The organism is Nitrosomonas oligotropha (genome assembly GCF_009833085.1).
GTDB lineage: Bacteria > Pseudomonadota > Gammaproteobacteria > Burkholderiales > Nitrosomonadaceae > Nitrosomonas > Nitrosomonas oligotropha.
The window spans coordinates 95,779-120,582 of the sequence record NZ_QRBZ01000002.1; the positions used below are offsets into that span (position 1 = coordinate 95,779).

A 24,804-nucleotide genomic window follows, 5' to 3' on the forward strand; every position below is an offset into this window, starting at 1 on the left:
AGTTCTATGTCACGATTATACGGCTGGCATTGAACTTCATGAAATGATCGATTACGAATTGCCGTGTGCAGGATTTTTTCTGCGATACACGGAAGCACCCACCAAACCAAGACCTACCATCAGCATCGCGTAGGATTCAGGTTCCGGCACCGCAATCATCACGGTACGGTCATCGCCGCTGAAAGGATGTTGCACATTCACATAAGCGATGTTCGGGTTGAATTTATCAAAATAGAGCCCGGTCGGTTCTGCACCCAAAGTGGATAGGGAAGCCCAACGGCCAACCGATTCGGCAATACCGTCGTTATTCGCGTCTTGAGCAAACCAGATATCGGCGGAGCCGCCAGGCTGGTCTTCCACAATGTAGATATTGCCTTTGGCATCGATCGCCAAATTATCGGGATTTTTGAATACGCTGCCGACGCCCAAGCCGGTGGCTTGATCAAGCGTGGAAGTGTTGACAAACAGACTGGCGTTATTGCTGGCGAGATTGAAGGAATATACTTCATCCGTGGTCGTGGTGGCTACGTAGAGGATTTGATCGCCGTTCTCCAAGGTTTTGATTTCCAGATCTTCCGGGCGTTGATAATCGGTTGAGAGGACATTGTTGGCGGACAAACGGCCATCGATGGTGCCGTCGGCGTTCAGTATGGAGACTCCGGGCAGCGCGCCGCCGCTGGTATCGGTAATCGGCGCCCAGGTGATGGCGCCGGTTGCGTTGGCATTGTTACCGCCGTTAACCAGCATCACGAAGGTTTGTCCGGCGGTAAAATAATCGTCGCCGTTGGATGCATTCGGATTCGCCGGAACATACTTGTAGATCCCGCCGCCGTTCACCTCATCGATGAAGTACAAGCTGTTGTCTTTGTCGAATACCAACCCTTCGTGCGACACGCGCGGAAGAATGCTGCGTTGCACAAAATTGGAATCACCTGAGCCGGTTGCAGTGACCGGGTTGGTCAATTCGAATAAACGTCCTTTGCTGCTGCCCGCGCCCCATGATTCCTCGGCGGTCAGGTAGCCACCCCAGGGAGTCCAGAGCGAAGCGTCACCGGCCACGAAGTTTTGTGTGCCGGATGCGACCAGCGTCACGGTGCGGGTATTGTAATCGGCATTCCACAAATCGATACGTTGCACGCCAGCGGATCCGGTTTCAAACGGCATGAACAGATAACGGCCTGCATCCGCACCGGATTCGTTGGCCGTGATCATATCCCAGTTGCCGCTGTTATCGATGCCTTGGCTTAATTGATTGGCGCGATTGGCAATAGAAGTTTGGCTCCAGGTGGGATTGGCGAATAGAAACGGACTGGATTCTGGTAACGAACCGCCGGGAACGCTGCCAGATAAAGCAGTAATGCTGTCAAAACTGTTGCTGGCAAAGGCTTGCGGTGCTCCGTATATCATCATGAGCGCCCCGGAAACGACCGTGGCGAGTATTCTTTGTTTGTACATTGTATTCTCCCGAAATAATCTAAAAAATTCTTTAATTCGACGATCAGTACAGGCAATCTGGCTATCTGCGTTGCAGATCCTGGATTTTCCGGTCCCCGGCTCACACCGGGTATAGCTTTACAGTACGCGATGGATTATAAGAACGGGATGTGACGTGCCTATTGCAGGACTATTACCGGATCGGTTGGAACCTGCCGGGTGCCGGAATAGCCGGTGTGGAGGGTTACGGCTGTGATTGGCCGAGGAAGAAAATATCGCGATGGAAAAATGCGATAATTTTATTTAGAGCGATTAAGTGCTGCCCCGCAACGGGATGGCGCATGCTTCGGATTAACAGTCATGAGAGGAGAATCAATGAAGTTGTTTGTTTTGCCATTTTTGGCGATGGCCTTGCTTGGCTGTTCTGCATTCACAGCCGGTAATCAGCGCCCTGCGCTTGATGTCAAACTGATCGGGGTATGGACAGGAGAATACCTGGAAGAGGGCGGTACGATAAAACGCTGGACGCAAACGCGAAATGCCGATGGCACTTATTCTATCGAATTCAGTTTCACGGCAGCGGATGCAACGACGCAGGGTTTTACCGAATCCGGCCGCTGGTGGATCAAAGATGGTTTATTCCACGAGATTGCTTTACCGGAAAAAGGGCATCCCGATAAATACCGCTATTCCTTCAAAAAGAAGGATTGCGTCAGTTTTGTATTGGTTGAAAGCGAGGGATTCGCCGAAGAGGAGGATAGTTATGTATTCAGTGAATGTCTGGAAGCGGATTCACCACCGGCAAATTTTGGTAAATCCATTTAGTTTTTAACAAAGCTTGTTTTCTGCCACGGCGCATTCCGCTGAGAATGGGCAATGGCAGAAATAGTGCAGCGATTAGCGCATGTGCGCTTCGACAAAAGTGGTTTCGCGGTTGAAATCATCCCAGATGTTGGCTGGTTTGACAAAAGGCGTCGTCGGTACCAGAAAGGTCGCAATATCGAATGCTCCGCTCAGTGAGCGGCCTACCGCATTGGCGATACCGGTCAGAAAGCCGACGGTCATACCGTGAACAACGCCATCCCGGTTGCCGACAATCGTGATGGTTTTCGGTATTTCAACGACTCCGGTCACTGCATTGGCAATGCCATTTCCCAGTTTTTCTATAACTTTGTCCGGATACTGATCGGCCAATACCCATTGAGGTGCTGCTAAAAGCATCGTGCAGACGATTAATAGTGCTTGAATCGTTTTTTTCATTGTCAATCCTATCGAGTAATTAAGTGAATTTTTCATTTTACCGAAATGCCGGGCGATTTTTTTAGTTGCCATTACCGGATTTGGCAGGTTGTTTCAAAATACCCAGAATTCCTTCAACATCACGGTCGATCCGGCTTTCCGCATGTCCCCGGTTTTGCAGTTCCGTTCTGATCCGGTAGGCGATTTCCAAAGCGAGCAAATCCATGGTGTTTTTGTCACCTTTCTGCGATGCCGCTTGATACTCTACTTGGAACCGGTCGATAGCATTCAGTACCGTATCGTTCTTGATATTCAAACTGGATAAAATGGAATCCAATTCATATTTCAGATTGCCGGGTAATGCCGGTTGCGCCACCTGAGGACCTTTTTCCGGCTCATACGGCATGTATTTGGGCATCAAGACCGAGAACATGAACAGGGCTACACCCGATCCCACAGTGATTGCTACAAACTGCCAGATTTTATATTCCTTCCCACGCAGTTTTATGATGCTGGTCCGTTTCACACCAAACCAGGCTTGAACGATTATTCCAATTAAAAACAGAATGGCACCAAGTGCCATGATAATAGGTACAAGCGGATGCACAGTTTTACTCCTATGTTCTTATCTTAAAGTTCAAATGTAATTGGCAAAAAACGAATGGTGGATTTCTATCCTGAAGCGCCGGTTGCCGGTGTTCAGCGATCGTTTTCGATGCCTATTCTAACGTAATATGATACTGAGTTATTGGTTGTTTGATAAGCAATGATCGATCCTGCTGAACACGGATTCATGACAACCTCACCGTAAGCTTTTCTCTCCACACTGAAACTCCGGTTATTGATGATCCGCAATGTTATACCTTGCTAGTGCTTTCAATACAGGAATCGAAGCGAAAAATTATCGTGGTGGCGGTGGCGGGGGATTACCCGGGGGTGGAGGCGGCGGAGTAAAATTGGATGGCGCAGGCGCCGTGCCGCTACCGCTATATGCGGGAGGACCGCCGCTAATTCGGCCGGATACCGGGACACGATGTCCTTTGGCATACATGCATTGAATATAGCCCATGTCGTAGCGCTGCTGATTGACGTACGCGGAAGTGCTGGCCGTGCCCGAACCGGCTAGCCCGCCAGCTAACAAACCGGTACCCGCGCCAATCGCCGCGCCTCCACCGCCTGCGATGGCGGCGCCCGCTGCCGCACCAAGTCCGGCACCGATCGCTGCACTTTCCACACCACTCGCTTGCGCCGATTGCCGTGGCGTTACACCGCCGACTTGCTCATAGGCATAGCGGCGGCATTCGTAATCGTCATAGCGGAACTGCTCGAAGCTTTTACCGGAACCTGGCAAGGTCATGACGCTGGGGCCGGTTGGTAAACTGACGCAAGCTCCCAGCATGCAGGAAGCTATCGACGGTATGATCAGTTGTTTGATTGCTTTCATGGTGCTTTCACTCCATTATCGTGTCTACGGGTTCAAGGACTGCGTGCGGTCAAGCGGCGGTAGTTCTCGATCTGTGGATTCGTATAATTCTTTCACACAAAGTTCAATGCAAAGCAATTATCCCTGTCAAAGATTAGCAGAAAAAAGGTATCATATAGGATGCAAAATTTTAATAGTGATATATATTTTAGGAGAAAATAAGAATGTCGCAAAAACACCCGGTTATCGCCGTTACCGGATCATCAGGTGCAGGCACCTCAACGGTTAAAACCAGTTTTGAACATATTTTCCGCCGCGAGAAGCTCAATGCGGTGGTGATCGAGGGTGACAGCTTTCACCGCTACGATCGTGAAGCGATGAAGCAAGCCGTAGCTGAATCAGAAAAAAACGGAAACCGCCCGATCAGCCATTTCGGTCCTGAAGCCAACGAATTTGAGAAATTGGAAGCGCTGTTTAAAGAATACGGCGAGAAAGGCACCGGGCAAAAGCGTTTGTACTTGCATAACGAAGAAGAAGCTGAGCCTTGGAAACAAAAACCGGGAACATTCACACCCTGGTCGCAGATTCCAGCCGGATCCGATTTGCTGTTTTACGAAGGACTGCATGGCGGCGCCAAGAGCGATACCGCCGACGCTGCCAAATATGTGGATTTATTGGTCGGTGTAGTGCCTATCGTCAACCTGGAATGGATTCAAAAAATCTATCGCGACACGAATGCGCGCGGTTATTCGGCTGAAGCTGTCACGCACACCATATTGCGCCGCATGCATGATTACGTGCATTACATCACGCCGCAATTTTCACGTACGCACATCAATTTCCAACGCGTGCCGACGGTCGATACTTCCAATCCGTTCATCGCCCGGGAAATTCCGACACTGGACGAAAGTATGGTGGTGATCCGCTTCAGACATCCTGAGACGACGGACTTTCCATTCCTGCTGAGAATGATCCATGATTCGTTCATGTCCCGTCCCAATACTATTGTTGTTCCCGGTGGCAAAATGGGTATGGCGATTGAATTGATACTGACCCCGCTGATTTTGGATATCGTTGCCAAAAGCAGGGCATAGCAGTTTCTAACCAACGGCCGGTTAATTCGTGAATCACGAGATCGAGTGCAAGCTTTGATTTATCGTATTCCGGATTAATCAGTGCGTTGAAAATGCATTCGATCCCCTTGGTTTCAAGTCTAGTCAGTCTGTTGCTGGCTATATCGGCCACATGACTTCTTTATTATCCAATCTCAATCCGCAGCAACTCGAAGCCATCACGCTGCCGCATCAATCAGTGCTGGTGCTGGCTGGCGCCGGTAGCGGCAAAACCCGTGTACTGACAACACGCATTGCTCATTTGATCCAGTCGGGGCAAGCGAGTCCGAACGGCATCCTGGCCGTGACGTTCACCAATAAGGCGGCCAAGGAAATGCTCACGCGCATTACTGCAATGCTGCCGGTGAATCCGCGCGGTATGTGGATCGGCACGTTTCATGGTTTATGCCATCGCATGCTGCGGACGCATTTCCAGGATGCCGGTTTGCCGCAAGCGTTTCAGATTCTCGATTCCGCAGATCAGCTGGCTTTGGTCAAGCGCATTCTGAAAGATTTATCGGCTGACGAGAAAAAATTCCCGTCGCGCCAGGTGCAATGGTTCATCAATAATGCCAAGGAAGCCGGATTGCGCGCGGCGTATGTCACGGTCGAAGACGCATACTCGCGCCGCATGCTGGAGTTTTATCAAGCGTACGAGCAGCAATGCCAGAAGGAAGGCGCGGTGGATTTTGCCGAATTGCTGTTGCGTAGTTATGAACTGCTTAGCCGCAATGAAGTCTTGTGCCAGCATTACCGCGAGCGTTTCCAGCATATTCTGGTGGATGAATTTCAGGACACCAATCCGCTGCAATACAAATGGCTCAAATTACTCGCCGGTACCGGAACAAAAAATGCCGCCGCAGTCTTTGCCGTTGGCGATGACGATCAGAGTATTTATGCGTTTCGCGGCGCTTATAGCGGTAACATGCGCGACTTCGAGCATGATTTCGGCATTACCCGGGTTATCAAGCTGGAGCAGAATTACCGTTCGCACGGCCATATTTTGGATGCAGCAAACGCTTTGATCGAAAACAATAGCGAGCGTTTGGGAAAAAATCTCTGGACGGCGGAAGGGAAGGGCGAGTTATTGCGGGTTTACAATGCCCCGAACGATTTCGATGAGGCGGCGTTTATCGTCGATGAAGTGAAAACCTTGCACGCGGAAGGTGTCGCCTTGTCGGAAATGGCGCTGCTGTACCGTTCCAATGCGCAGTCGCGAGTGCTTGAGCACAGCTTGTTCAATGCCGCGATACCGTACCGGGTGTACGGTGGCATGCGGTTCTTCGACCGGCAGGAAATTAAACATGCACTGGCCTATTTGCGTTTGATTGCCAATCCCGACGATGATAGCGCGTTATTGCGGGTGATTAATTTTCCGGCGCGCGGCATCGGCGCCCGCGGTCTGGAGCAATTGCAGGACGATGCCAAGACGCTGGGCGGCAGCTTGTGGACGGCTGCGGTACAGAAATGCGGTGGAGAAGATAGCTTATTGCAAAAATCACCGGAATCGTTAAAAGGCATCGCCGGGTTTGCGCATTTAATCCTGACCATGCGGCAGTATTGCCATGCTTTGCCATTGCCGTCCATTGTGGAACACATGCTGACGCATAGCGGGTTGCTGGTGCACTATGGCAAGGAGCGTGAAGGTGAGGAAAGACTGGAGAATTTAAACGAATTGATCAATGCCGCGACCAGCTTTGTGCATGAGGCGGAGAATGACAGTCTGGCTGAATTTCTTGCGCATGCTTCGCTGGAAGCCGGTGAACATCAGGCTGGCAGCGGTCAGGATGCGTTGCAACTGATGACGGTGCATGCCGCCAAAGGATTGGAATTTCACAGCGTTTTTCTGAGCGGTTTGGAAGAAGGATTGTTTCCGCACGAGAATAGCTTGAATGAGGTCAATGGCATTGCCGAAGAGAGACGGTTGATGTATGTGGCCATGACGCGCGCGCGCCGCCGGTTGTATCTCAGTTTTGCGCAAAGCCGCATGCTACATGGTCAAACCCGTTATCACATTGCGTCGCGTTTTCTCGATGAAATTCCGCAAGACTGCTTGAAATGGCTGCAATCAGCGCCGCGAATGAATCAAAGCGCCTACTATTCCAATAGTGGCGGTCAAACCGCAACAGGTTTTTCAAGAACCGCCTACGGTCAGCCAAAATCTTCCGGTGGAGAGTGGCGTATCGGACAAAATGTCTCGCATGCCAAGTTCGGTACCGGCATTATCATCAACTACGAAGGCAGCGGCAGCGATGCGCGCGTTCAGGTCAATTTCGATCATGCCGGCGCGAAATGGCTGTCGCTCGAATATGCCAAATTGACCGCGCTTTAGCGCACATGCATGCGCACGCTCAGCGGTCGTTTTGATCCCTATCCTGCGGTTTATTTCCGCTTGTAGTCGTTTCCTGTTTGACTTCAGGCTCAGGTTGTTCCGGTTGTTTATCAGCAGCCTCGCCCCAATTGGTTTTTTGTAAATCCGCTTCGGATTGATTGTTTTTGAAGCGGATGGGTTCATTCAGAAAGATGTCTTTGTAACTGACATAAATGGACGCGAAAATGGTGGGAATCAGGATGATCAGGCCGGCGCCGTAAGGCATCACACTGATGATGGTCAGCACGATCAGCGTGACGCCATACAATTGAAAGGGAATGAAGTTTCTCAGGCAGGCAAAAAAGCTTTTTTGCATTGCGACAACGGGCGGTATGTTCTCAAACACCACCAGCAGCGGCGAGAACCAGGAAGCCATCATCAGTGGAATGGAAAGCGTCAGTGCAATCAAGGAAGATGTCAGGAAACTGCTCATCACGCCCATCAGCTCACTTTCATCGACCCGCTTGCCATAAAGCATCATGTCGGTCATTTGCGAACCGCCGATCAGCATGACCAGACCGATGATGAGAATCTGCCCGATCAAATAAATTCCGCCGATCGTGATCAGTGGTACGACATTGGTTCTGAAGGCAGCGAAGAGGTGTGTCATATCAAGTGACTTGCCTTGTTCCATGTCCTTGCATCCCAGCATGATCCCCGCCAGAAATACTGGCGAAACCAAGGTGAAAATGAATTTTCCCAGCAATGGGATCAATGACATCGATATAGCGATCAACATCAGGGTAAAGCACACGAATATCCAAGCCAGCGGTGCTCTACGGAACATGTAGAAACCGCTTAGAATCCATTGCAATCCCTGTTTTGCGTGAACTTGATGAATTTCCATTAATGTTTCTCCAGTTAATTTCAGTAAACGGTTTTAATAGCGCGTTATATCCAGAGCTGCTGCAGTTTTACTGAATCGCGTGCATGATTTTTTAATATTTCCCGGAAATGCGCCGGATCTTTGGCGTGTGTCAATTCCCCCGGGCGCGGTAAATGATAGTCGTACAAACGGGATACCCAGAAACGCAGTGCACCGGCACGCAGCATGGCGGGCCAGGCATCGTGTTCGGCCGCGTTGAGCGGACGCACGGCATGATAGGCTTTAATCAGCGCCAGCGTGCAGGATTCATCCAGGACTTTGTTCTCGGTCATGCACCAGTCGTTGACCGTAATGGCCAGATCATACAAGTACGCATCGTTGCAGGCGAAATAAAAATCGATGACGCCGCCGATGGTGTGTCCGGTAAAGAGAATATTGTCGCGGAACAAATCGGCGTGAATAACGCCGCCCGGTAGCGCGCCGGTTTGCTGCGATTGTTGAAAATTCAATTCCGCCGCAAGCAGGGATTGCTCGTCAGCGGAAAGAAAAGGTGCAATTTCAGGCGCTCTGGCTTGCCACCAAGGGAGCCCGCGCGGATTACCCATTCGTCCCGGATACGAGCTGCCCGCTACATGCATGCGAGCCAGTATCCGGCCAACTTCCGCGCAGTGTTCCGCGACGGGCTGAATGACCGATTGTCCCGGCAGGCAGGTTACGATCGTTGCCGGTTTGCCGTTGAGCTCACCCAGCAATTGCTGATCCCGCATCGCAACCGGCGCGGGGCAGGGAATGCCATGCCGGGATAAATGCGCCATCAGATTCAGATAATACGGCAGTTCGTCGCGCGTCAGTTTCTCGAACAACGTCAGTACAAATTTGCCTTGCGTGGTCGTGACGAAATAATTGGTATTTTCGATACCCGATAAAATGCCTTGCAACTGGACCAACTGGCCCAACGCATAATTTTGTAACCAGACCGTGAGCTGGCTATCGGTAACAGGTGTAAAAACTGACATGGGCTAGCAGAATAAAAAAGCGGAAAAGTGGAAACAGAAAGGTTTCATCGGATTACATGCTTTCGCTCTTTATCGGGGTTAAAATTTCAAGAATTGCCACATCGGCGGGCTGACATCGATACCTGCCTCACCCGAGTGCGTATGAGCGCCCCGGCTGATATTCTTTTTCAGATAATACGGCGGACCGATGCGCGGAATCACTTTGATCATCATCAATTCGCCGTTGACGCGATGCTCTTCAATGGTGTCTTCGCCGCGCTTGATGATGGTTACTTGCGTTTCCAGTTCGGGATCCGGCTGAATATCCGGCGGAAGCGGCGGAGGATCCGCCAATTCCTTGGGTAATTCGGGAGGTTCCGGCAATGGAATAAGATTATCCGGGTGCGAAAGCTTTTTAGCCTGCTTCGGCTGATCGGATTGCGCCGTGGCAGGCAATGCAGAAATGATCGCCAAGATAAAAATAAGTGGATACAGGTACATCATGTTGGTTACCGGCGGGTCGAGATTAACGGGTATTCTACCTAAAATCATCGCTGACCGTTAAAGATTGAGTTGAATTTCTCGCTCGGCGGCGGTTGGTTCAAATCCGCTGCTTTCATAATATTTAAAAATGGCATTGACGATTTGATCCGGTTCATCGATGACCTGAATCAGATTCATGTCCTCCGCCGATATAAAACCTTCGGTGATCAAAGTGTTCTGAAACCAATCCAGCAAACCGCGCCAGAATTGCGAATACACCAGAATGATCGGCATCTTGCGGGTTTTGCCGGTTTGCACCAATGTCAATGCTTCCATCAATTCATCCAGGGTGCCGAAACCGCCGGGCAGCACAACGTAAGCCGTGGCGAATTTGACAAACATATATTTGCGCGCGAAAAAATGCCGGAAAGTCTGGCTGATGTCCTGATAAGCGTTGCGATGCTGTTCGTGCGGCAGCTGAATATTCAATCCGATACTGGGCGATTTACCGTAATAAGCGCCTTTATTGGCGGCCTCCATGATACCCGGGCCGCCGCCGGAAATGACCGCAAAACCGGCATCGGAAAGTTGTTTGGCAATCTGCTCGGCTAATTTGTAGTGCGGACTGCTAGGGTCGGTGCGCGCACTGCCGAAAATGCTCACGGCAGGCTGGATGGTATCAAGACGTTCTGTTCCTTCGACAAACTCTGCCATAATGCCGAACAGGCGCCACGATTCTTTTGCTGACCAGGGTTTATCCACAGACAAATGCGTGGCCGGTTTATCGTATAGGCTCATAGGAAAATCTTATCAATGAAAACATTGTTGCTGGTTGACGGTTCATCGTATTTGTATCGCGCTTTTCATGCATTGCCAGACTTACGTAATCATAACAATGAACCGACCGGCGCAATTCATGGCGTGCTCAATATGTTGCGGCGCTTGCACAAGGATTACCAGGCCGATTATAGCGCGTGCGTGTTTGATGCAAAAGGTAAAACTTTCCGCGACGAACTGTATCCCGACTATAAAGCGCACCGGCCGCCGATGCCGCCGGATTTGGCGGCGCAGATCGAGCCCTTGCATGCCTGCATTCGCGCGATGGGATGGCCGATGCTGATCGTTGATGGCGTGGAAGCCGACGATGTCATCGGCACGTTGGCCAAACAAGCCGCCGCTGCCGGTATGCGCTGCATCATTTCGACTGGAGATAAGGATATTGCGCAACTGGTGAATGCGCAGGTGACATTGGTGAACACTATGAGCAATGAAGTGCTCGACGCAGCGAACGTGCAGGCTAAATTCGGCGTGCCGCCGGATCGCATGCTGGATTATTTGATGCTGGTCGGCGATACGTCCGACAATGTGCCCGGTGTGCAAAAAGTGGGTCCTAAGACGGCGGTCAAATGGCTGGCGCAGTACGGATCGCTGGAAAATCTCATTGCGCATGCCGGTGAAATCAAAGGCTCGGTTGGTGACAATTTACGCCAGGCGCTGGCTTGGTTCGATACCTCGCGCCAGTTAATCACGATTAAATGCGATGTCGATTTGCCTGTGAGCATTACCGATCTTGCGCCGCAGCCGCAGGATACCGAGCGATTGGCCCAGCTGTATGAGCAGCTCGACATGAAATCGTCGTTGCGCGAGTTGCGCCAGCAGAGGATAGAGAGCCAATCCGGATCGGCCGCCGCTGGTGAAACGCTGGGTAACGCGATGAGCGACAGGAGCACTCCTGCTGCACTGGATCGTCCCGTCACGTACCAAATGATTCTAACCGAAAGCGAGTTGGATGACTGGCTGACCCGGCTGGATACAGCGTCCTTGGTGTCGGTCGATAGTGAAACGACCAGCCTCAATCCGATGCAGGCAAAACTGGTGGGCATTTCGTTTTGCATTGAAAGCCATCATGCAGCGTATGTTCCGCTGACGCATAACTACGCCGGTGTCCCGCAACAGCTTGCGTTTGATACGGTATTGAATCGATTGAAGCCGTGGCTCGAGAATCCGGCCAAACCCAAGCTGGGGCAGAACTTGAAATACGATAAGCATGTGTTTGCCAATCATGGCATTCAGTTGAATGGCATTGAGCATGACACGTTGCTGCAATCGTACGTGCTCGAATCGCACCGGCCGCACAATATGGATAGTCTGGCGTTGCGTCATCTGGATGTAAAAACCATCAGTTATGACGATGTGACCGGTAAAGGCGTGAATCGCATCGGGTTTGACGAAGTGGCGCTTGATATCGCCACGCAGTATGCCGCGGAAGACGCGGATATCACACTGCGCTTGCACCAAGCGCTGTATCCCGGCATTCAAAAGGATGAACGGCTAAATTACATTTATCGCGACATCGAGATGCCGGTTCTGGATGTGTTGTTTGAAATCGAGCGTAATGGTGTGCTGCTGGATTATAAGCTGCTGCAAAAGCAGAGCCACGAACTGGGCGAAAAATTGCAAACGTTGGAACAACAAGCGCATACGCTGGCAGGACAACCCTTCAATCTGAATTCGCCGAAGCAGATTCAGGAAATTTTGTTCACTCAACTCAAACTGCCGGTTATCAAAAAAACACCCACCGGCGTGCCTTCCACCGATGAAGATGTGCTGCAACAATTGGCGCTGGATTATCCATTACCCAAACTGTTGCTCGATTATCGGGGTCTGGCCAAACTGAAGTCGACTTATACCGACAAACTGCCATTGATGATGGATCGCAATACTGGCCGGGTGCATACCAATTATGCGCAGGCGGTTGCCGTGACCGGGCGTCTGGCGAGCTCGGATCCGAATTTGCAGAATATCCCGGTACGCACCAGCGAAGGCCGCAGAATCCGCGAGGCATTCATTGCACCGCGAGGTCACAAAATTGTTTCAGCGGATTATTCGCAAATCGAGTTACGCATCATGGCGCATATTTCCCAAGATGAAGGATTGCTCAAGGCATTCGCCGCCGGGGAAGATATTCATCGCGCAACGGCTGCGGAAATCCTGGGGATTCCGCTGGACCAAGTCGACCAGGAGCAACGCCGTTACGCCAAGGTGATTAATTTTGGTTTGATCTACGGCATGTCGGAATTTGGTTTGGCGTCTCAACTGGGCATTGAGCGCAGTGCCGCGCGCGCGTATATGGAGCGGTATTTTGCCCGCTATCCAGGGGTGGAAAGTTATATGCGGCAAACGCGGGAAAAAGCGCGGCAACTCGGGTATGTGGAAACCGTGCTGGGACGCCGGTTATGGTTACCCGAAATCAATAACGCCAATGGAAACCGCCGCCAAGGCGCGGAGCGGGCTGCCATTAATGCGCCGATGCAAGGTACTGCCGCCGATATCATCAAGCTGGCGATGATCGCGGTGCGTAACTGGCTGCATCAAGCGCAATTGCGCAGCAAATTAATCATGCAAGTGCACGATGAGTTGGTTCTGGAAGTGCCGGACGATGAAGTGGCGTTAGTCAAAAACACTTTACCGGAGTGTATGAGCAATGTGTTGCAGCTGGATGTGCCGCTGCTGATCGAAGTCGGTGTTGGGGATAATTGGGAGCAGGCACATTAAACTCACTGTGCCTGCTGCTTGTTACAGGTGCTTATTCGCGTGTTTCAACTTGCATTAGCGGTTCGGTTTGTGGCGTTGCGGCTTTTCTAACCCTTCTGCGCGGTCTTTTAGGAACAATGACTTCTTCAGTCACCATTTCGACTTTTTCGGGCGGTGTTTCTATCATGATCAGACCGCTTTTGCTCAAATCCGGAAGCTCCTTGACGACACTGATTTCCGCTATTGGAGGTGTAACCGGCGGAGATTCCGCTGAAATCGTACTGCTTTGCACTGTTGGACCGGCCGCCGGCGCTCTTCTGCTGGATTGCTTTTTAGCAGCAGGAGGCGGTGAGTCTACGCTAGCAGGTATGGCTTCCGTTACTACTACCGCTGCCGCTATCGCCGGTTGCGGGCTGATTGGATATTCATCCTGTTGAACAGCATCGCCCGGTGCTTCATCCGCTGCAGTTTCACGGTTTTCCGCAGCGTTTCTCGCTTGTCCGTTTTGGTCGCGGTTCTTATTGCCACGATGCCGGCGGCTTCGTCTGCGTTCATCGGTTTTTGTACCGTTATCTTCAGCGCTTTCGGTTTCCACAGCCGGAATATCGGTAATCCCAGCAGTTTCCTCAAAACCCTCGGCAACTGGCCGGACGATTCTTCTCGGATTGTTCCTTGGGGATTCCGCAGCTACCGGATTATATTGAGATGATTGTCCGGATTCCGGATTGTTGAAATCCTGCGCCGCACCGGTTGAATCTGGCGCATCGCTTTGCTTCGCCGGTTTTTGCGCGGAAGCGTCTTTGCGCTCATTCCGGTTGCGTCCGCGGCGTCCGCGCGAGCGTCCGCGCTCCTGTTGTCTGGTTTTATCCATATCAACCGGCTTTTCTTCAAGATCAACCCTTGTTTCTTCACTATGCGCGGGCTTAAACCAGCTGAAAAATTTATCCAGCAGCGAGGTATCGCGTGATTTATCTTCGCGGATTGGCGCCGGTTGAGCGGGTGTTATGCCTTGAACAGCGGCTTGAGGGCGGGTGGGTTTGTTTCTTTGCTCGGAAATGACCAGGTTGTTTTCCTCGGTATTTTTTTCGACCAGTTTATAACTCGCTATGGATTCGTTTGCTTTGCCGTCTTCGTGGCGTATTCGGGTGATATTGTAAGTGGGAGTTTCAATATGGATATTGGGTATGAGGACGATACTAATACGCTGTCGTACTTCAATATCATAAATTTCCGCTCGCTTCTCATTTAGAAGGTAAGTGGCCACATCCACCGGAAGCTGAACGTGCAGTGCACTGGTGTTTTCTTTCATGGCTTCTTCCTGGATGATTCTCAGCACATGCAATGCCGAAGAATCGGTTCCGCGGATAAACCCGGTGCCTTGGCAGCGTGTGCACGGAATATAATTGCTTTCACCCAGGGAAGGGCGCAGTCGTTGCCGTGATAACTCCAGCAGACCGAAACGCGATATTTTTCCAACTTGAATGCGCGCACGGTCTTGCCGCAACGCTTCGTGCAATCTGGCTTCAACTTCACGCTGATTGCGCTGCACATCCATGTCGATAAAATCGATGACGATCAGTCCGCCCAAGTCGCGCAAGCGCAATTGCCGTGCGATTTCATCGGCGGCTTCGAGATTGGTGTTTAAAGCGGTATGTTCAATATCCAATCCACGGATAGCACGTGCAGAGTTGACGTCAACGGATACCAATGCCTCGGTGTGATCGATCACAATTGCGCCGCCGGAAGGAAGCGTAACTTGCCTGGAATAGGCCGTTTCTATCTGATGTTCGATCTGAAAGCGTGAAAAAAGCGGAACATCGTCGTGATAAAACTTCAACCGGTCGACATTGGCGGGCATGACATGCGCCATGAACTGGCTGGCTTGTTCATAGATATCGCGGCTGTCGATTAAGATTTCACCGATTTCCTGACTGAAATAGTCGCGGATCGCGCGAATAACCAAGCTGCTTTCCTGATAGATCAGAAAAACACCATCCTGGTGATTGGCCGCTTCTTCAATTGCATACCAGAGCTGTGTCAGGTAATTCAAATCCCATTGCAATTCTTCGGTGCTGCGGCCGATTCCGGCAGTTCTGGCAATAATGCTCATTCCCTCAGGCACTTGGAGTTGCGCAATCACTTCGCGTAAATCGTTGCGCTCTTCGCCGGTAATGCGGCGTGATACGCCCCCGCTATTGGGATTGTTGGGTATTAAAACCAGATAGCGGCCAGCCAGCGAGATGTAGGTTGTTAGCGCGGCGCCTTTTGTGCCACGTTCATCCTTATCGACTTGTACGATTAATTCCTGGCCTTCTTGCAATAGGTCCTGAATGCGGCCATTGGCGGCGCCATTTTCGGCAAGGCAGGAGGAGGCTATTTCTTTGAAGGGTAAAAAACCGTGACGTTCGCAGCCATAATCTACAAATGCGGCTTCTAGACTGGGTTCTATTCGTGTGATGACAGCTTTGTAGATATTGCTTTTACGTTGTTCCTTGCTGATTGATTCAATGTCAAGGTCGATCAGTGTCTGACCATTGACGATTGCAACTCGCAACTCTTCAGGTTGGGTCGCATTAAATAACATTCGTTTCATTTACAAGCCTTACGTGTTCTATTTATAAATACACTATCCGCAATTTCTTCGGTTAGATTTTTTTGGTATGCGTAGTTGTAATGACGAGGCTTTGATTTAATTATTTTATTATTATATTTCAATATCTTATTTTTGTTGGTGAAATTCTTTTCGTGTCGAAATCATTAAAGCTCGCCCATGCTCTACTTAGCAGGTTTTATTGTCCTCGTTTAAGGTAACAGATTTTACATAAAGTTCCAAATAGAACTTTGTTTTATGTCAATATTATTATTAACACTGCTGGTAGTGAGTATAGCCGGTAATTTTACAGCAACAACTTTAAAAAGAAATAAGTAAAATCTTTAAATATCTGTCAGAAATCTGCATCTCTTTTATCAATGACTGAAATAATCCCACATGTGGCAATGAATACCCAATCCTCTATATCAATCGTCAAAGAATGCATAGGAGAAGAAGAAAACGATCAGCGGATTGATAATTTCTTATTCAAGCGTTTTAGGAATGTACCGAAAAGTCATATCTATCAATTGGTAAGAAGTGGTCAGGTGCGTGTAAACGGAAAACGGATAGATGCCAGTTATCGCTTGCAATCGGGCGATATGGTGCGGATTCCGCCGGTCAAGACTACTGAAAAGAATGTGGTCAAGCCGATTGCACCGGTCAATCTTTTTAACTTTACCGTTTTGTACGAAGATGATGCATTACTGGTGATCGATAAACCGAGCGGCATGGCGGTCCACGGCGGCAGCGGTATCAGTTTCGGTGTCATCGAACAATTGCGCGCGCAGCATCCAACCTGGAAATTTCTCGAACTGGCGCACCGCTTGGATAGGGAGACATCCGGCGTGCTTTTGCTGGCCAAGAAACGAAGCGCGCTGGTTGATCTGCACCGGCAGATTCGTGACGGTTTGATGGAAAAGCATTACCGGGTGATGGTCAAAGGGGAGTGGCGAAACGCCAAGCAGCATATCAAATTGGCGCTCGACAAATATGTAACAATAACCGGTGAGCGTCGTGTGATGGTCGCCAGCGGAACTCACAAAGACAGCAAGCCGATGCAGGCGCATACAATACTCACACTGCAAAAGTCCTGGAAAAATTTCAGCTTGCTCGATGCGGAGATAAAAACCGGGCGGACACACCAAATTCGCGTCCATTTGTCGCATCTCGGGTTTCCCATCGCCGGTGACGATAAGTACGGCGATTTTGAAATGAACAAGCAACTGGCTAAAGCCAGCGGGCGGAATAAGCTGGTGCGCATGTTTCTGCACGCGCACACGCTGCGTATCACACACCCGGTTTCAGGCGTGCGCATGCAGTTGCAATCGCCGCTGTCGATGGATTTGCAGAGATTTATCGAAGGTCTGGAGCATGCGCAAGCGTTGCACGCGCGCGAATCTTAATTGAATGTGGCTAAGTGCTATAATTGCAATTGCGCGGCTAGTTTCCCGCCGGGGTAGTGGCAACTCGTTTAGTTTTAAACATGGTGTATAAAACTTCCCAAATATTTTCTACAATCTTTTTCTGCGCAACTTCGTTCGGGTGTATGCCATCGGCCTGAAAATATTCGTGTTTATCGCCAAAACCGGCTAATAGAAATGGTACTAACTTGACTTGATAATTTTCGGCGAGTTGCGGAAAAATAGCCTGGAACTTTTGTGTATATGTCATGCCATAATTGGGCGGCAGTTGCATTCCAGCCAGTAAGACCAAAGTGTTGCGCTGTTGACATGCTTCAATGATCGCCGCCAGATTGTTATAGATGGATTTAATCGCCGCGCCGCGTAATCCATCGTTTGCGCCGAGCTCAAGGATAATGATCTCAGGGTGATGTTTCTCAAGGGTCTGTTGAATCCGGTTACGGCCACCCAGCGTGGTTTCACCGCTGATACTGGCGTTGACGATTTGATAATCGGCAAATTCGGATTGTAACCGTTGCGTAAGCAATGCAACCCAGCCGGCTTCTCTCGCTATGCCGTAATTGGCGGACAGACTATCGCCAAAAACCAACACTGTTTTGCTGGACGCAATAGCGGGAGCGGCGAAAGTAAAAACAAGAATCAGAATAATCAGGAAATTTTTTTTCATGTCAGATAATCGTGTTAATCAACCCATTCTTTGGACGCAGGCGCTCACCAAACAAGTGAATACCGGCGATCAGCAATTGACTATCTTGCAGGATATCGAACTGCAAGTAAATCCTGGTGAAGCGGTTGCAATTATAGGCTCATCCGGTTCCGGTAAATCGACTTTATTAGGGCTTCTGGCTGGATTGGATTTGCCGACTTCCGGGAAAGTTCATCTGGATGCCGTGGATATTTTTTCGTTGGATGAAGATAGCCGGGCGGCATTGCGCGGCAGGATTCTTGGCTTTGTGTTTCAATCATTCCAGCTGTTGCCTGCGTTGACCGCGATGGAAAACGTCATGCTGCCGCTGGAACTTGCCGCCAGCGGCAATGCGGAAGCCACCGCGCGAAGATTACTGGAGCGTGTCGGATTGGGTCAGCGCCTGCATCATTATCCCAAACAGTTATCCGGCGGCGAACAGCAACGTGTTGCGATTGCGCGTGCGTTTGCAACCGATCCCAAGTTGTTATTGGCAGATGAACCTACCGGCAATCTCGATTCGGCTACCGGTGTGCAAATCATCGACTTGATGTTTGAACTCAATCGCGAGCATGGCACGACCCTGGTGCTGGTCACGCATGATGAATCCTTGTCGCGCCGTTGCGCGCGCCAGATCCGCTTGGCGGACGGGCGATTGGTGCGGTAGTTGCAAAAACGGAGCAGCGCGGCTATTTATTCTCTATTTCTTCACCAAGGTCCTTATTTTCATGAATCATTTTAAGCTGTCTTTACGCATGCTACTCCGCGATTGGCGCGCGGGTGAGCTCAACGTTTTGCTGCTGGCTCTGATCATCGCCGTCAGTGGCATTGCCACGGTCGGCTTTTTTGCCGACCGGGTGGAATCGGCCCTGGCGCGTGAAAGCAATCAATTACTGGGCGCGGATTTGCTGGTTATTTCGAGCCAGCCGCTCCCCGAGCAATACGCCGATGAAGCTCAGCGGCTCGGTTTATCCGTTTCATCGCTGACCAAACTTGCCAGCATGATCTCCAATGGGGATAGCAATCTGCTAACTGAGATTAAGTCGGTTACGGAAGGCTATCCGTTACGCGGACATGTGCATTTGGCCAATCAGTCATCGCAAGCCTCCGCTACGGAAGCGGAAATCCGCGCAGCCGATGGAATTCCGCAGCCGGGCGCCATCTGGGTCGATGAAAAAGCCATGACCCGGTTGGATCTTAAGATCGGCGATGTGGTCGATGTCGGTGTTACTCAATTGACGGTCACCGAGATGGTGGTGCGCGAACCGGATCATTCGGTGGGATTCATCAACATGGGGCCGCGCGCCATCATTAACGCGGCCGATCTGGAAAAAACCGGTTTGATACAAGAAGGCAGCCGTGTCTCCTATCAATTGCTGATCGCGGGCGAACCGCATGCGGTGCAGCAATTCCGTGATTGGGCAAAACCTCAACTGACCAAAGCGCAAAGAATGGAAGGTATCCGCGATGCGCGTCCGGAAATTAAAGCCGCGCTGGAGCGTTCGGAAAAATTTCTCAGCCTGGCAGCACTGGCCAGCGTGGTGCTGGCCGCCGCTGCAATCGCCTTGGCCGTGCGCCGTTTTACCCAACGCCATCTGGACGGCTGTGCCGTGATGCGCAGCCTGGGGGCCAGCCAGCGCCAGCTGTTTTATATGTATGTCTATTATTTCGTTGCGCTGGGGGTGATCGCCAGCAGCATTGGCTGTTTGCTCGGTTTTGCCGCGCAGCAAATTTTGACGCATTGGCTGACCGGCCTCGTGGAAACCGAATTACCGTGGCCAAATTGGCTGCCGGCGGTGCAAGGTCTGCTGGTGGGGCTGGTGTTGCTGCTCGGGTTTGCCTTGCCGCCCGTGCTCAATTTACGCAGTGTTCCGGCATTGCGTGTGCTGCGCCGGGATATCGGATTGTCCAATGCGCATAGCATTGCGGGCTATTTACTGGGATTGGCGGCTTTATCCCTGCTGTTTATTTGGAAAGCCCAGGATCTGAAGCTGGGGCTCTATATCGTAACCGGATTCATTTCAGCCATCGCCATTTTCGGCGGTCTCGGCTGGCTGCTGATCCGTGTGCTGGCAGGATTGCGGCATCAAGCAGGCGGCGCTTGGCGCTATGGCCTGGCCAGTATCCGCCGCCGCGCGGTTTCCAGTGTTTTGCAGGCAGTGGCGCTGGGTTTGGGCTTGATGGCTTTATTGGTGCTGACTTTGATCCAGGATGACCTGATCGATGATTGGCACACCAGCTTGCCGCCGGATGCGCCGAATCATTTTCTGGTGAATATCCAGGCGGATCAACTGCAACCGTTGCAGGAATTTTTTCAGCAGCATGAGCTGGAACCGCCACGGATGTATCCGATGGTTCGCGGCCGTTTGATCAAAATTAACGGCAAGGAAGTATCCGCGGAGGATTATGCCGATGATTTGCATGCGGAGAGGCATGTCCGGCGCGAATTCAATTTAACCTGGGCCGATGAATTGGGAGCGGATAACGAAGTAGTGCAGGGCGCCTGGTGGGATCACGGTACACAGAAAGCGGAATTGTCGATCGAAGAAGGTATCGCCAAAACCATTCGCGTCAAACTGGGCGATGAGCTGACCTACGATATTGCAGGCAGTCATTTTTCCGCCAAAATCACCAGCATGCGGAAAATCGATTGGGATACTTTCCGCGTCAACTTTTTTGTCGTTGTGCCTCCCGGTTTGCTGGAAAATTACCCGGCCAGTTACATTACCAGTTTCTATGTGCCGCCAACGGAAATTCATCGTGTTCATGAATTGGTTAAGGCATTTCCGAATATTTTGGTGGTCGATGTGGCGACGGTGATCGGTCAAGTGCAGCAGATGATCCAGCAGGTTTCGCAAGCGATCGAATTTGTGTTTTTATTTACGCTGCTGGCTGGTTTTGCCGTACTGTACGCCGCGATAGCCGCAACGCAGGATGAGCGCATCTACGAAGCGGCTATTTTTCGGGCATTGGGCGCGCGGCGTGAGCAATTGTCGCGCGCCTGGGCCGCGGAGTTTGTGATCCTGGGCGGACTATCCGGATTATTCGCATCGGCGGGCGCCAGCGCGCTAGGGTATGTGATCGGCAAGCATGTGCTGCATCTCAATTACACGTTTAATCCGTGGATCTGGGCGGTGGGTGTGTCCATCGGCGTGATTGGTGTGTTGATCGCCGGTTTGCTGGGCACGCGCTCGGCGCTATCGAGTCCGCCATTGTTGACGTTACGTAAGATCGGATAAATCGATGACCGGTTTGCCAGCTCCAAAACTTAAAGCGCTGCCGCCACTGAGTTTGTATATCCACATTCCCTGGTGTCTGAAGAAATGTCCTTATTGCGATTTCAATTCACACGAAATTCGCGGACAGGACAATCAAACACCCGAAGATGAATATGTGGCGGCACTGCTGCGCGATCTTGAATTCGCCCTGGCCGATGTGTGGGGGCGGCGTCTGAGCAGCGTATTTTTCGGCGGCGGTACGCCAAGCCTGTTCAGCGCCCGTTCGATCGATACCATCTTGACGGCGGTACGCACACTGCTGCCGTTGGAACATTTCGCCGAAGTCACGCTGGAAGCCAATCCCGGTACGTTTGAAGCACAGAAATTCGCCGAATTTCGTGCGACAGGCATCAACCGTTTGTCGATCGGTATCCAAAGCTTTAATCCGCAGCATCTGAAAGCCTTGGGGCGGGTGCATGACGATCAAGAGGCGCATCGCGCCGTCGAAATTGCGTTGCAGAATTTTGACAATATCAATCTCGATCTGATGTATGCGCTACCCGGGCAAACCTTGCCGGAAGCGCAAAACGATATCGAAACGGCATGCGCTGCGGGGGTCACGCATATTTCCGCTTATCATCTGACGTTGGAGCCGAATACGCTGTTTCACCGCTTTCCGCCGGAACTGCCCGATGACGAACAAGCGGCAGCGATGCAGGAAATGATTGAACAGGTTACGGCAAGCCAGCAGTACCGCAACTACGAAACCTCGGCGTTTGCACGCGCAGGCAAGGAGTCGCGCCATAACATGAATTACTGGCAGTTCGGCGATTATCTGGGGATTGGCGCGGGTGCGCACAGCAAAATCAGTTTCGCCGATAAGATCGTGCGCCAAATGCGTTACAAGCAGCCGAAAGAATATCTGGCCAAAGCACAATCCGGTGAATCGTTGATTCACACACACCAGGAAGTGACTGCGGAAGACCGTGGCTTTGAATTCATGATGAACGCGCTGCGGCTTACCGGCGGGTTTGATACGGCATTATTCCAGGAGCGTACCGGCTTGCCGCTCAGCGCCGTGCGGCAACAGCTGGATGAAGCCGAACAGCGCGGTTTGCTGGTGTACGATCATCTGCGCATCAAGCCGACCATTCTGGGCAGACGATTCCTCAACGATCTGCTGCAAATCTTTCTGCCGGGAAAAAATTCCGCCGGATAATACGCTAAAATCGCAACCTCGAATTTGTCATTGGAGGAGGCGTCATGGCGTATGTAAAACCGGAAGAAATCGTCGAAAACATGCTGCAAGCGGGGGCGAAAAAAGCCAACCTGCCGGTCAGCCAGCTGTTGTTGCGTGGTTTTTTGTCCGGTGCTTTCCTGGGTTATGCCACCACGCTGGCGATTCTGGCGGCGACGCAAACCGGTTGGGGCATCGCTGGTGCTCTGGTGTTCCCGATGGGTTTTGTCATGATCGTGCTGCTCGGTCTGGAACTCGCCACCGGTAATTTCGCGCTGATCCCGATTGCCGTTAAAGACAACAGAGCGCCGTTCAACCGCCTGCTCGTCAACTGGACTTGGGTGCTGACCGGCAATCTGATCGGCAGCGTCACCTACGCGTATTTATACTGCATTGTAGCGACCAAAATGGGTTCTATCGATCCGGCCACCATCCCGGCATTGCACCGTACCATCACCATCGCCGAGACCAAGACGCTCGAATACGCCAAACTGGGCTTCGACGGCACGATCGCTGCGTTTACCAGCGCAATGCTCTGCAACTGGATGGTGACGTTGGGCGCTGTCATGGCCTTCACCTCGACCAACACCATCGGCAAAATCGCCGCGATGTGGCTGCCGATCATGACGTTCTTCGGTTTGGGTTACGAACACGCCATCGTCAATATGTTCGTGATCCCCGCCGGTATGTGGCTGGGTGCGGATATCACCATCGCGGATTGGTGGCTGTGGAACGGATTGCCGGTGATTGCGGGAAATTTGTTTGGCGGGATGCTATTTACCGGATTTATGTTGTATTGGAGTTATGGCAAATCGGCTAATCAGTCTTGATTATTTGGATTTTTACTATGCCCCGAACCGGCGCTTTACTTTCATTATCCCGTGAACATCATTCGTCGCTGGTGTTGGCGCGCGCTATCCGTCAAGCAGCGGGGAGCGGCGATAGTGCCGCTTTCCCGGCGATGATGAAACGCATCGAAGCACATTGGCGAACCGTATTGTGTGAACATTTTGCGCGAGAAGAACAATTGTTGCGTTTGGCGGCGGATGCAGTGGATGCTGCATCCGCCGATCGAATCCTGGCCGAGCATGCGGAATTGCGCAGTCTGGCTTGCGGGCCTTGTGCACTGGATTTGCCTGCGCGGGTGCAGCGGTTCGGTGAATTATTGGCTGTGCATGTGCGCTATGAGGAGCGTGTGCTTTTTCCGCAATTGCAATCGCACCCGAGCATCGATTCCGCAGCTACGGAATCGACCTAGCGCATATCAAGTCAAGCGGAGACAAGCGCGAATTTTCCGGAATTTCATCCGGCTAGAAAAACAAATCCCGCTACGCGAGCGGGATTTGTTAGCAATGCAGTGAAATGCGATTATGCGTTTGCTTTTTTGCGGCGTGCTGCGAAACCCAACAATCCGAGACCGGCTAACAGCATGGCATAAGTTTCGGGTTCGGGAACCGGTGCAATACCGGCGACACCAACTGTAAATCCATGCCAGCCTTCGGAAACATGGGTAAACGTGATGGAATCAAAAGAACCTGGCAATCTGATCACGCCGTGAACTTCACCGGAACCGAAGAATCCTGTGCTTGTTCCGTTCAGAATGGGTGTGCCGGAACCCCAGTATCCAGGACCGAAGCTGTCGATTACGATAGGCACGCCAAAATCCACGGTGTTGCCATTCCAGCTGACCAATCCGATGTATGGATCCACGACGGTTTGTGAAAATTTGATCGTGACGGTACCGCCTGTGCTAAGTGCAACGATGTCGGAAGCGGGCGGCGCGTTATCGACGGTGCCGTTGGTATACGCTGTTCCTGTCCAAAAATTCGTTCCTGCGCCGGTTGTTACGAAAGAATGCGCACCGGTAGCGGAGTAACCGACACCGACCGTGGTTGATCCAACCAACAGATCGCCGGATGCCGAAAACGAATCGGTTGAGGTGGTCCAATCCGTCCAGGATACGGTTACCGCAAATGCGGATGCAGAGAACAAAGTTGTAATGAGAGATCCGGCTGCGAGTTGTATGATGCGTTTCATGATGTTCACCTTATGCCTGAGTAAGTAAAAATAAATCCAATCGTTACCAACGATATATTCAACACTAAGGCGATATGCTAACCGGTAAGGCGGTTTAATGCTGTAGTCAGATGTTCCTTAATTTTTTAGGACGATTGCCCTGGTTACGGGGTACACGATGCGTGTAATTTGGCAAATTGGTTGTTGGAATAGGTAT

At 51.3% G+C, this 24,804-nt stretch carries 21 protein-coding genes; 10 read left to right on the forward strand and 11 right to left on the reverse strand.

Features of this window, described 5'->3' with window-relative positions:
• Positions 1-51 precede the first annotated feature (51 nt).
• Complete coding sequence (locus ABD07_RS00785) at positions 52-1,455, reverse strand: alkaline phosphatase PhoX (RefSeq protein ID WP_160816695.1); 1,404 nt, start codon at positions 1,453-1,455, stop codon at positions 52-54.
• 354 nt (positions 1,456-1,809) lie between these two features.
• Between ABD07_RS00785 and ABD07_RS00790 the strand changes: the two genes are divergently transcribed.
• On the forward strand, positions 1,810-2,259 hold the full coding sequence (locus tag ABD07_RS00790) for a hypothetical protein (protein ID WP_160816696.1): 450 nt from the start codon (positions 1,810-1,812) through the stop codon (positions 2,257-2,259).
• 72 nt (positions 2,260-2,331) lie between these two features.
• On the opposite strand, the gene ABD07_RS00795 is transcribed toward ABD07_RS00790, so the two are convergent.
• From ABD07_RS00795 to ABD07_RS00805, 3 genes are all read right to left on the reverse strand, one after another.
• On the reverse strand, positions 2,332-2,694 hold the full coding sequence (locus tag ABD07_RS00795) for an exosortase system-associated protein, TIGR04073 family (RefSeq protein WP_160816697.1): 363 nt from the start codon (positions 2,692-2,694) through the stop codon (positions 2,332-2,334).
• A gap of 61 nt (positions 2,695-2,755) precedes the next feature.
• Entirely contained in the window at positions 2,756-3,280 is a 525-nt protein-coding gene (locus ABD07_RS00800; RefSeq protein ID WP_160816698.1) for a hypothetical protein, read from the reverse strand.
• A 294-nt stretch (positions 3,281-3,574) separates the two neighbouring features.
• Positions 3,575-4,117 (reverse strand): hypothetical protein, encoded by a 543-nt coding sequence (locus ABD07_RS00805; protein WP_160816699.1) that lies wholly within the window; start codon positions 4,115-4,117, stop codon positions 3,575-3,577.
• Positions 4,118-4,320: 203 nt separating this feature from the next.
• On the opposite strand from ABD07_RS00805, the gene ABD07_RS00810 reads away from it, so the two are divergent.
• Together ABD07_RS00810 and ABD07_RS00815 are read left to right on the forward strand one after the other, a co-directional pair.
• Positions 4,321-5,190 carry a phosphoribulokinase gene (locus tag ABD07_RS00810; RefSeq protein ID WP_108698333.1) on the forward strand — a complete coding sequence of 290 codons (870 nt, stop codon included), beginning with the start codon at positions 4,321-4,323 and terminating at the stop codon, positions 5,188-5,190.
• Positions 5,191-5,341: 151 nt separating this feature from the next.
• Positions 5,342-7,540 carry a UvrD-helicase domain-containing protein gene (locus ABD07_RS00815; protein WP_160816700.1) on the forward strand — a complete coding sequence of 733 codons (2,199 nt, stop codon included), beginning with the start codon at positions 5,342-5,344 and terminating at the stop codon, positions 7,538-7,540.
• A gap of 19 nt (positions 7,541-7,559) precedes the next feature.
• Here ABD07_RS00815 and ABD07_RS00820 read toward each other — a convergent pair whose 3' ends face one another.
• The 4 genes from ABD07_RS00820 to ABD07_RS00835 form a co-directional block, all read right to left on the reverse strand.
• Positions 7,560-8,426, reverse strand: coding sequence for a BPSS1780 family membrane protein (locus tag ABD07_RS00820; protein WP_240142351.1), 867 nt, complete (start codon positions 8,424-8,426; stop codon positions 7,560-7,562).
• Between the two features lie 44 nt (positions 8,427-8,470).
• Positions 8,471-9,421 (reverse strand): homoserine kinase, encoded by a 951-nt coding sequence (locus tag ABD07_RS00825; protein WP_160816701.1) that lies wholly within the window; start codon positions 9,419-9,421, stop codon positions 8,471-8,473.
• A 78-nt stretch (positions 9,422-9,499) separates the two neighbouring features.
• The gene (locus ABD07_RS00830) at positions 9,500-9,952 is read right to left on the reverse strand and encodes a DUF2782 domain-containing protein (RefSeq protein ID WP_240142352.1); all 453 of its coding nucleotides are present in this window, start codon (positions 9,950-9,952) and stop codon (positions 9,500-9,502) included.
• Positions 9,953-9,961: 9 nt separating this feature from the next.
• Positions 9,962-10,681 carry an LOG family protein gene (locus tag ABD07_RS00835; RefSeq protein ID WP_108698330.1) on the reverse strand — a complete coding sequence of 240 codons (720 nt, stop codon included), beginning with the start codon at positions 10,679-10,681 and terminating at the stop codon, positions 9,962-9,964.
• Positions 10,682-10,696: 15 nt separating this feature from the next.
• Here ABD07_RS00835 and polA point away from each other — a divergent pair, with 15 nt between their 5' ends.
• Positions 10,697-13,438, forward strand: a complete 2,742-nt coding sequence (gene polA, locus ABD07_RS00840; RefSeq protein ID WP_160816702.1) for a DNA polymerase I — start codon at positions 10,697-10,699, stop codon at positions 13,436-13,438.
• 31 nt (positions 13,439-13,469) lie between these two features.
• Here the strand turns inward: polA and ABD07_RS00845 are convergent, their stop codons facing one another.
• A complete protein-coding gene (locus tag ABD07_RS00845) occupies positions 13,470-16,010 on the reverse strand; it encodes an Rne/Rng family ribonuclease (protein WP_160816703.1) in 2,541 nt (846 codons plus the stop codon).
• Between the two features lie 377 nt (positions 16,011-16,387).
• Here ABD07_RS00845 and ABD07_RS00850 point away from each other — a divergent pair, with 377 nt between their 5' ends.
• Entirely contained in the window at positions 16,388-17,413 is a 1,026-nt protein-coding gene (locus ABD07_RS00850) for an RluA family pseudouridine synthase (RefSeq protein ID WP_240142353.1), read from the forward strand.
• A 37-nt stretch (positions 17,414-17,450) separates the two neighbouring features.
• Here ABD07_RS00850 and ABD07_RS00855 read toward each other — a convergent pair whose 3' ends face one another.
• Positions 17,451-18,098: an arylesterase gene (locus ABD07_RS00855; protein WP_160816704.1), complete on the reverse strand. Its 648-nt coding sequence runs from the start codon at positions 18,096-18,098 to the stop codon at positions 17,451-17,453.
• On the opposite strand from ABD07_RS00855, the gene ABD07_RS00860 reads away from it, so the two are divergent.
• From ABD07_RS00860 to ABD07_RS00880, 5 genes are all read left to right on the forward strand, one after another.
• Positions 18,097-18,783 carry an ABC transporter ATP-binding protein gene (locus ABD07_RS00860; RefSeq protein WP_160816705.1) on the forward strand — a complete coding sequence of 229 codons (687 nt, stop codon included), beginning with the start codon at positions 18,097-18,099 and terminating at the stop codon, positions 18,781-18,783. The genes ABD07_RS00855 and ABD07_RS00860 overlap by 2 nt on opposite strands.
• A gap of 61 nt (positions 18,784-18,844) precedes the next feature.
• On the forward strand, positions 18,845-21,355 hold the full coding sequence (locus tag ABD07_RS00865) for an ABC transporter permease (RefSeq protein WP_160816706.1): 2,511 nt from the start codon (positions 18,845-18,847) through the stop codon (positions 21,353-21,355).
• Positions 21,356-21,359: 4 nt separating this feature from the next.
• Complete coding sequence (gene hemW, locus ABD07_RS00870) at positions 21,360-22,553, forward strand: radical SAM family heme chaperone HemW (RefSeq protein WP_160816707.1); 1,194 nt, start codon at positions 21,360-21,362, stop codon at positions 22,551-22,553.
• A 44-nt stretch (positions 22,554-22,597) separates the two neighbouring features.
• Positions 22,598-23,401 carry a formate/nitrite transporter family protein gene (locus tag ABD07_RS00875; protein WP_160816708.1) on the forward strand — a complete coding sequence of 268 codons (804 nt, stop codon included), beginning with the start codon at positions 22,598-22,600 and terminating at the stop codon, positions 23,399-23,401.
• A 17-nt stretch (positions 23,402-23,418) separates the two neighbouring features.
• Complete coding sequence (locus ABD07_RS00880) at positions 23,419-23,829, forward strand: hemerythrin domain-containing protein (RefSeq protein WP_160816709.1); 411 nt, start codon at positions 23,419-23,421, stop codon at positions 23,827-23,829.
• Between the two features lie 110 nt (positions 23,830-23,939).
• Here the strand turns inward: ABD07_RS00880 and ABD07_RS14870 are convergent, their stop codons facing one another.
• A complete protein-coding gene (locus tag ABD07_RS14870; protein ID WP_240142354.1) occupies positions 23,940-24,608 on the reverse strand; it encodes an FxDxF family PEP-CTERM protein in 669 nt (222 codons plus the stop codon).
• Positions 24,609-24,804 lie beyond the last annotated feature (196 nt).